Source organism: Massilia sp. 05N420 (genome assembly GCF_056397205.1).
On the sequence record NZ_JBFTMX010000007.1, the window covers coordinates 157,065 to 165,371 of the forward strand.

Genomic DNA, 8,307 nt, shown 5'->3' on the forward strand with positions numbered 1-8,307 from the left:
CTCACACAAACATCGAGGCGGCGACGCTGCCGAGCACGATGACGGCGCCGGCACCGGCCATGAACCGGCTGTCGCGGTGGTTGAGGCTGCGGAATTCCTGCCAGGCCACGGCCAACAGGCAGACGCCGATGAGGGAGATGCCGTAGACGATGTTTTCCATTCATATTCTCCTTGTGGTGGTGATCATCAAGAGGTCGCTCGCGGTCTTGCCGATCAGGTCGCGGGCGCGGGACTGCCAGCACCATTCATCGACCAGCCAGCGCTGGCTGCCGGACAGGATGACGAGGTCGGCGCCGACGGCGTTCACGTAGTTCGTGACCGACAGCCCGGTGGGGCGCGGCAGCAGGGCCAGGGTCAGCTTCCAGCTTTCCGGCTTCAGTTCTTCCAGGGTTCTGGCGTAGGCCGTCTTCACCTCGCGTTCGAGGGTCTGGCGGCAGGCGTCGATGGCGTCGTCGCGCACGCCCGCCGTGCGCATATGGCCCTCGCCCGGGACCTTATAGGTATGGACGATGGTGATCCGCACGCCGGGCAGCAGGCGCGCCGCCACCCTCAGGGTCTGCAGCGACTCGCAGGAGAAGTCGCTGGCGAAGACCGCGTGCCTGTAGGGACGCTGGGCTTCCTGGCGGACCAGCAGGGTCGGGCACAGGCAGCTGCGCGACAGGTCGCGCATCAGGTTGAAGTTGTGCAGCACCGGCCACCAGGGGTGGGCCTGCCACGCGATCGCGATCAGTCCGGGAGCGGCCTGGCCCGCGCGCCGGATCGTCGATTCGAACAGGCTGCCGAATTCGAAGGTGGCCGAGCAGCGCATGCCGAAGCGGATCAGCGCGTTCGCGGAGGCTGTCTTGACGTCGTTCATGCAGCGCGCCAGGGACACGTGCTTTACGTCGCCGCCCTCCTGTTCGGCGGGCGGAATCACGGACAGGAATTCCATGCTCCGGCTGTTCAGGGCCTGGGCCAGCATCGCCGCGCGCTGGGCGGCGTGGGCAAGCGGATTGGGGTACAGGGAGGCAAGCAGGATGGAGGTCGACACATCATTTCTCCTCTGCCAGTCGTTCCAGCGCGCGGCGGCGGCCGGAGATGCGGATTTCGTCGTCGGTACCGACCAGCAGGTCGCAGGGCGGCCGGCTGATCATCCTGAGGGCCGAGTCGAACAACCCCGGCCATCCGCGCGCATGGCGGAAGCGCCGGCCGATCACGACCAGGTCGGCGCCGCTTTCCTCCGCGAAGTCGTCCACCACCCGGTGCGGCGGGCCATAGCGCACCTCGCTGGACAGGCACAGGCCGCTGTGGCCGGCGAGGCTGTCGACCAGGGTCTGCAGGTATTGCCGGGCCGCCACGCGCGCCCGCTCGCGGTACAGCGAGACCAGGCGCGGCTCCAGCTCCAGCTCCCGCATCAGGTTCTCGTCCGGCAGGCGGTAGGCGTGCAGGAAGATGAAGTGGGCCGAGGGCGCGAGCTGGAAGGCGGTCCTGGCCGCCGCGATCGACTCCGGCGAAAAATCGGTGGCGATCACGACCTTCCGGTATTCCCCGGTGGTTTCCGGTTTCACCAGCAGCACCGGCAGGCGGCTGCGCCGCATCACCTTCACCGCGCACGAGGGCAGCAGCCACTCGAGCAGGAAGTGCCGCGGGCTGGCGGCAAACAGCATCAGGTCCGCCTTCTTCTGGCCGGCGATGCGCAGCACCCGCGCGGCCGCGCCGCCATGGTCCGCGTTACCGGTCTCGCGCAACGCGACGCGCTCGACGGCATGCGGCACCAGGTGGAACGCCAGCCGGCCGGCGCGCTGCACCAGCCGGCATGGCTGCCGGCCGTGGTCGGCGACCAGCAGGATTCTTTGGATGTGCGGAGCGTTCATGCAATAGCCCTCCCCGGCCGGCATGGCGCTGGCCGACGTCAACGAAATGAATGGACTGCGCGAATGCCCGGCGCGCGAAGGCGCAGCGGCTCGTCAGGCAGTTCGTGTGAGGATGCTCGGGAGACGCTGAACGGCGATGCGTTCAGGTCTCGCCGAGCTCAGGAGAGGCAGGCGAGATCTCGAGTGGACAGATGCACGGGACGCGCGTGGAACACGCTGAGTCCGCGAGACAAAAGGCACTGAGCAAATTTGGTGAAAACTACGGCGACCATGCGCGACGCTTCCTTGCTATGGTTCGATGGACTAGAATCAGTATATACGACTTGGGTTTTTCGTCAACTCAGCCCGGTTCAGCTGCTGCCGCGCCAGTGGAGTCCGAAGATGATTCGTCGAATGCGCTTGCTGGCCATGGCGGCCCTGGCCGTCCTGCTGGTCCTGGCCCTGCCGCCCGCCGCACGTGGCGCCGCGGGCGTCGGCGTGCTGACCGTCGATGGCGTGATCGGCCCGCCGAATGCCGACTACGTGGTACATGGCATCGCCCGCGCCGCCAGCATCAGGCAGCAGCTCGTAATCATCAGGATGGACACGCCGGGCGGCCTCGATACCGCGATGCGCGCGGTGATCAAGGCCATCCTGGGTTCGCCGGTGCCGGTGGTCGCCTGGGTCGCCCCGAGCGGCGCCCGCGCCGCCAGCGCCGGCACCTACATCCTCTACGCCAGCCACGTCGCGGCGATGGCGCCGGGCACCAACCTGGGCGCGGCGACGCCGGTCGAGATCGGCATCAAGCCGCCGCCGCCCGAAGAAGGGCAAAAGAAACCCGACGATGCGGCCGAAGGTTCGGCAATGGCGCGCAAACAGGTCAACGATGCCGCTGCCTATCTGCGCGGCCTGGCCCAGTTGCGCGGCCGCAATGCCGACTGGGCCGAGCGCGCCGTGCGCGAAGCCGTCAGCCTGAGCGCCGAGGAAGCCTTGAAGCAGCACGTGATCGAGATCGTCGCGCCGGACTTGCCGAGCCTGCTGGCCCAGCTCGACGGCAGGACCGTCACCGTACTGGGCCAGGCGCGCCGCCTCGATACGAAAAACGTGGTGCCGGCCGAGTTCGCGCCGGACTGGCGAACCCAGTTGCTGGCGGCGATCACCCATCCGAGTGTGGCCCTGCTCCTGATGACCATCGGAATCTACGGCCTGGTGTTCGAATTCATGAATCCGGGTTTCGTGGCGCCGGGCGTGATCGGCGCGATCTGCCTGCTGCTGGCGCTGTACGCCCTGCAGCTGCTGCCGGTGAACTATGCGGGCCTGGCGCTGGTCCTGCTCGGCCTGATGCTGATGCTGGCCGAGGCCTTCCTGCCCAGCTTCGGCGTGATCGGCCTCGGCGGCATCGTCGCCTTCGTCGCCGGCGCGCTGATGCTGGTCGATACCGACGTCCCCGGCTTCGGCATCCCGCCTGGCCTGATCGGCACCCTCGGGGTAGCCAGCGCCCTGCTGCTGATCGGCACTGCCCGCCTCGCGCTGGCGAGCCGCAGGCGTCCACCGGCCAGCGGCGCCGCCACCCTGATCGGCGCCACCGCCAGGGTCGAGCGCATCGCCGAGGATGGCGGCAGCCGCGCAGCGTGGGTCCGCATCGAAGGAGAACTGTGGCAGGCGGCCAGCGGCCTGCCGCTCAACCTGTCGCAGACGGTCAGGGTCGTGGGCCGGCGCGGCCTGACATTGGATGTCGTCCCGGTCGATCCTTCCCCAGGAGCCTAAATCATGTTCAACGTCGGCATCGGCGTCGCCGCCCTCATCGTCCTGCTGTTCCCCTTGCTGGCCTCGGCAATCCGGGTGCTGCGCGAATACGAACGCGGGGTCGTGTTCCAGCTCGGGCGCTTCTGGGGCGTGAAAGGCCCCGGCCTGATCATCCTCATCCCGCTGTTCCAGCAGATGGTGCGCGTCGACCTGCGGACCATCGTGCTCGACGTGCCGACCCAGGACGTGATCTCGCGCGACAACGTCTCGGTCAAGATGAACGCGGTGATCTATTTTCGGGTGATCGATCCGGAAAAGGCGATCATCCAGGTGGCCAACTTCCTGGAAGCGACCAGCCAGCTGGCCCAGACCACCCTGCGCTCGGTGCTCGGCAAGCACGAACTGGACGAGATGCTGGCGGAGCGCGAGCGCCTGAACCTCGACATCCAGCAGGTGCTCGACGCCCAGACCGACGCCTGGGGCATCAAGGTCTCGAACGTCGAGATCAAGCACATCGACCTCGACGAATCGATGGTGCGCGCCATCGCCCGCCAGGCCGAGGCCGAGCGCGAGCGGCGCGCCAAGGTGATCCACGCCGAAGGCGAGCTGCAGGCCTCGCAAAAACTGAAGGAGGCCGCCTTCGTGCTGGCCCAGCAGCCGGGCGCGATGCAGCTGCGCTATATGCAGACCCTGGGCGCGATTGCGGGCGACAAGTCGTCGACCATCGTGTTTCCCATGCCGATCGAGCTGCTGGCCGGGGCAAGGGATGCGCTGCGAGGTGAAAGACCTCAGGCCTGACGCCGCAGCTCCACCACCTGGCCGTCGCGGTAGCGCGGGTACAGCTCGGCCCACTGCGCCTCCAGTTTGCCCATGGCCGCCTGCTTGATGTGGCCATAGCCGCGCACCTGGTCCGGCAGCGCCGCCAGCTTGAGCGCCGCTTCCTTGTTGTCGGCGCGCAGGCCGGTGGACAGCTCGCGCACGAACGCCAGGTAGCGGTTGCGCAGCGCGCGTTCCTCCTTGCGTTCGCGGGTGTAGCCGAAGGGGTCGAAGGCCGTGCCGCGCAGTCCCTTGAAGTGGGCCAGCACGGCAAAGGCCGGCAGCAGCCAGGCGCCGAACCTCATCTTGGCCGGCACATCGGAGCCCGGCTTCTTGCGCGCCAGCAGCGGCGGCGCCAGGTGGAAGGCCAGCTTGTAGTCGCCGTCGAACTGGCTGGCGATCTGCTCGCGGAAGGCCGGGTCGCTGTGCAGGCGCGCCACTTCGTATTCGTCCTTGTAGGCCATCACCTTGAACAGGTTGCGCGCCACTGTCTTGGCGAGCTGCCTGCGCGAGCCGCTGCCCTCCACGGCCAGCTCGCGCTGCTCGACGGCGGCCACCGCCTCCCGGTACAGCCGGGCGTATCCTTCGTCCTGGTAGCCGGCCAGCCAGTCGGTGCGGAAGGCAACGATTTCCTCCAGCGATTTCGGCGCCGCGAACTGGATCACCTGGGCCGGCTGCCCCATGCGATCGAGCGCCTGCGGATCGGCGGCCAGCAGGCGGCCGAGGGTGAAGGCGCGCTTGTTCATGTCCACCGCCACGCCGTTCAGTTCGATTGCCCGCATCAGCGCCGGCAGACCCACCGGCACCAGGCCCTGCTGCCAGGCATAGCCCATCAGCAGGACGTTGCTGCCGACCGGATCGCCGAGGAAGCGCGAGGCCGTCGCCTGGGCATTCAGGCGCAGCATGTTCTCGTCGCCGGCCGCCGCGCCCAGCCTGGCCAGCAGGCCTTCGCGGTCGACCTGGGCATCGCGGTCGCGGGTGAAGTCGGCGGTCGGGATCTCGTATTCGTTGGCCACCACCCTGGTGTGGCCGTGACGGATGACGGCCAGGCCGTCCGGCATGCCCGCCACCACGAGGTCGCAGGCGAACACCGCGTCGGCCTGGCGCAGGTCGATGCGGACCTGGTGCAGGCGCTCCGGGCTTGATGCCACCCGCACGTGGGACAGCACCGCGCCGCCCTTCTGCGCAAAGCCCATGAAGTCCAGGGTGGAGGCGCCCTTGCCTTCCAGGTGGGCCGCCATCGTGATCAGGGCGCCCACGGTGACGACGCCGGTGCCGCCGACGCCGGCCACCAGGATCTCGAAAGGCTTGGCCAGCGCCGGGCCGCTCGGCTCCGGATACGCCGCCAGCGCACGTTCCAGGTCGGCCAGCGAGAGCTTCTGGCCGGCCGGCTTGCGCAGCGATCCGCCCAGCACCGAGACGAAGCTCGGGCAGAAACCCTCGACGCAGGAATAATCCTTGTTGCAGGACGACTGCTCGATCTGGCGCTTGCGCCCCAGTTCCGTCTCCAGCGGCAGGATCGACAGGCAGTTCGACTGCACGCCGCAATCGCCGCAGCCTTCGCAGACGGCCGGGTTGATGACCATGCGCCGCGCCGGGTCCGGGAACACGATATTGTCCGGCTTGTTCTTCTTGCGGCGGCGGCGCTTCTCGGCGGCGCAGGTCTGGTCGTACACCAGCACCGTCACGCCGGGAATCTCGCGCAGCTGGCGCTGGATTGCATCGAGTTCGCCGCGATGGTGCACGGTCACGCCTTCCGGCAGCGTCACACCGTCGTAGTTGTCCGGGTAGTCCGTCACCACCACGGCCATCTTGACGCCCTCGCTGATCACCTGCTGCAGGATCTGCGGCACCGACAGGGTGCCGTCCACCGGCTGGCCGCCGGTCATCGCCACCGCATCGTTGTAGAGGATCTTGTAGGTGATGTTGACGCCGGCCGCCACGCTCTGGCGGATCGCCAGCGAGCCCGAATGGTAGAAGGTGCCGTCGCCCAGGTTCTGGAAGATGTGCTTCTCCGCCACGAAGCGCGAGGTGCCGGCCCAGCTGATGCCCTCGCCGCCCATCTGCGAGAGGTAGTAGGTGTCGCGCTTCATCCAGGTCGCCATGAAATGGCAGCCGATGCCGGCCAGGGCGCGGCTGCCTTCCGGCACGCGGGTCGAGGTATTGTGCGGGCAGCCCGAGCAGAAATAGGGCGTGCGGCGCACGCCGTCGGCGGGATTGAAAGGCAGTTCGGCGGCGCAGAAGTCCGGGAGGAAGCGGTTCAGGTCCAGCGCCGGGAAGCGCGTGCCCAACCAGCGCACGAGCACCGGCGCGATGCGCGAAGGACGCAGCTCGCCCAGCGCGGACAGCATCGGCGCGCCGTCGCGGTCGGTCTTGCCGACCACCGCCGGCCGCTGTTCGGGCGCCAGGTTGTAGAACAGGTTCTTGACCTGCTGCTCGATCACCGGGCCCTTCTCTTCGACCACCAGGATCTCGTCCAGGCCCTCGGCAAAGCTGGACAGGCGGCTCGCTTCGAGCGGATAGGTCAGGCCCGGCTTGTACAGCCGCACGCCCAGTTCCGCCAGCCGCTCGACGGACAGCTCCATGCGTTCCAGCGCCTCGACCAGGTCGAGATAGGCCTTGCCGGCGCCGATGATGCCGACGCGGGCGCCGGGCGCCGGCACCACCAGGCGGTCGATCGAGTTCGCGCGCGCAAACGCCTGCACCGCTTCCAGCTTGGCCGCCACGCGCTGTTCCAGCGCCAGTCCCGGCAGGTCCGGCCAGCGGTTGTGCAGGCCGTCCGGCGGCGGCGTGTAATCGGTGGGCGTGACGAAGCGAGGCATGGCCGGCAGCTCGACCACCGCGCCGCCCTCCACCGTTTCCGAGATCGCCTTGAAGCCGCACCATGCGCCCGTATAGCGCGACAGTGCCCAGCCGTACAGGCCGAACTCCAGGTATTCCTGGATGTTGGCCGGATTAATCACCGGCATGCCCCAGGCGATCAGCGCCTGCTCGCTCTGGTGCGGCATCGACGAGGACACGCAGCCGTGGTCGTCGCCCAGGATGGCCAGCACGCCGCCATGCGGCGACGAACCATAGACGTGGCCATGCTTGAGGGCGTCGCCGGCGCGGTCGACACCGGGTCCTTTACCGTACCACATGCCGAACACGCCATCGACCTTGCGGGTCGGATTGGCCTCGACCTGCTGCGATCCCATCACGGCGGTGGCGCCCAGCTCCTCGTTAATCGCGGGCAGGAATTCGACCTGGTGCGCCTGCAGCAGCTTCTTCGCGCGCCACAGTTCCTGGTCGACGGCGCCCAGCGGCGAGCCGCGGTAGCCGCTGACGAAGCCGGCCGTCGTGAGGCCCTGGGCTTCGTCGAAGCGCTTCTGCATGCACAGCAGGCGGACCAAGGCCTGGGTGCCGGTCAGGAAGACCCGGCCGCGCTCGCGGGTCAGGTTGTCGTCGAGTGCGTAGTCGGGGTCTGCCAGCCCGACGGTCGCGGGGAGCGTCATGTCGTTCATATAACTAGGATAGACCGCGCAACGAGAAAGATTTTTTCTATCTGTTCATGTTTCGGGACTAGAATTGCAAGATCTTGTCTGATTCCCCCAAAAAACATGAAAGATCATTCGATCGATGTAGCATCCATGAAAATTCTCGCCGAGCTGCAGAAGGATGGCAGGATCTCGTCGAACGAGCTGGCCGAGAAGATCGGCATGTCGGCCAGCCCATGCTGGCGGCGCCAGAAGGAGCTGGAGGACAAGGGCTACATCGTGCGCTACACCGCCCTCCTCGACCGCCGCAAGCTGGGCCTGGCCGTGGTCTGCCTGCTGCACGTGTCGCTGCTGCGCCATGCCGAGGGCGTGGTCGAACAGTTCGAGCAGGCCATGCGCCTGCGGCCGGAAGTGGTGGAGTGCTACGAGACCACCGG

General features: G+C 67.8%; 7 protein-coding genes. 3 read left to right on the forward strand and 4 right to left on the reverse strand.

All coding sequences use genetic code 11. The annotated features are described in order from the left end of the window. Nucleotide 1 precedes the first annotated feature (1 nt). Genes AC1DIX_RS06455 through AC1DIX_RS06465 form a run of 3 tightly spaced genes read right to left on the reverse strand, consistent with a single transcriptional unit; the run spans nt 2 to nt 1,853 of the window. Nucleotides 2-160 (reverse strand): hypothetical protein, encoded by a 159-nt coding sequence (locus tag AC1DIX_RS06455; protein WP_477250345.1) that lies wholly within the window; start codon nt 158-160, stop codon nt 2-4. Then, nucleotides 161-1,030 carry a universal stress protein gene (locus tag AC1DIX_RS06460; protein WP_477322927.1) on the reverse strand — a complete coding sequence of 290 codons (870 nt, stop codon included), beginning with the start codon at nt 1,028-1,030 and terminating at the stop codon, nt 161-163. It abuts the gene before it with no gap. Nucleotide 1,031: 1 nt separating this feature from the next. Continuing rightward, nucleotides 1,032-1,853: a universal stress protein gene (locus tag AC1DIX_RS06465; protein WP_477322929.1), complete on the reverse strand. Its 822-nt coding sequence runs from the start codon at nt 1,851-1,853 to the stop codon at nt 1,032-1,034. A gap of 381 nt (nt 1,854-2,234) precedes the next feature. On the opposite strand from AC1DIX_RS06465, the gene AC1DIX_RS06470 reads away from it, so the two are divergent. Both AC1DIX_RS06470 and AC1DIX_RS06475 read left to right on the forward strand, forming a co-directional pair. After that, the gene (locus AC1DIX_RS06470) at nt 2,235-3,599 is read left to right on the forward strand and encodes an NfeD family protein (protein WP_477250351.1); all 1,365 of its coding nucleotides are present in this window, start codon (nt 2,235-2,237) and stop codon (nt 3,597-3,599) included. A gap of 3 nt (nt 3,600-3,602) precedes the next feature. Beyond that, entirely contained in the window at nt 3,603-4,376 is a 774-nt protein-coding gene (locus tag AC1DIX_RS06475; RefSeq protein WP_477250354.1) for a slipin family protein, read from the forward strand. On the opposite strand, the gene AC1DIX_RS06480 is transcribed toward AC1DIX_RS06475, so the two are convergent. Beyond that, nucleotides 4,367-7,888, reverse strand: a complete 3,522-nt coding sequence (locus AC1DIX_RS06480; protein WP_477322931.1) for an indolepyruvate ferredoxin oxidoreductase family protein — start codon at nt 7,886-7,888, stop codon at nt 4,367-4,369. The genes AC1DIX_RS06475 and AC1DIX_RS06480 overlap by 10 nt on opposite strands. 135 nt (nt 7,889-8,023) lie before the next feature. On the opposite strand from AC1DIX_RS06480, the gene AC1DIX_RS06485 reads away from it, so the two are divergent. Then, the coding region (locus AC1DIX_RS06485) for an Lrp/AsnC family transcriptional regulator (RefSeq protein ID WP_477322933.1) at nt 8,024-8,307 on the forward strand (284 nt) is incomplete at its 3' end.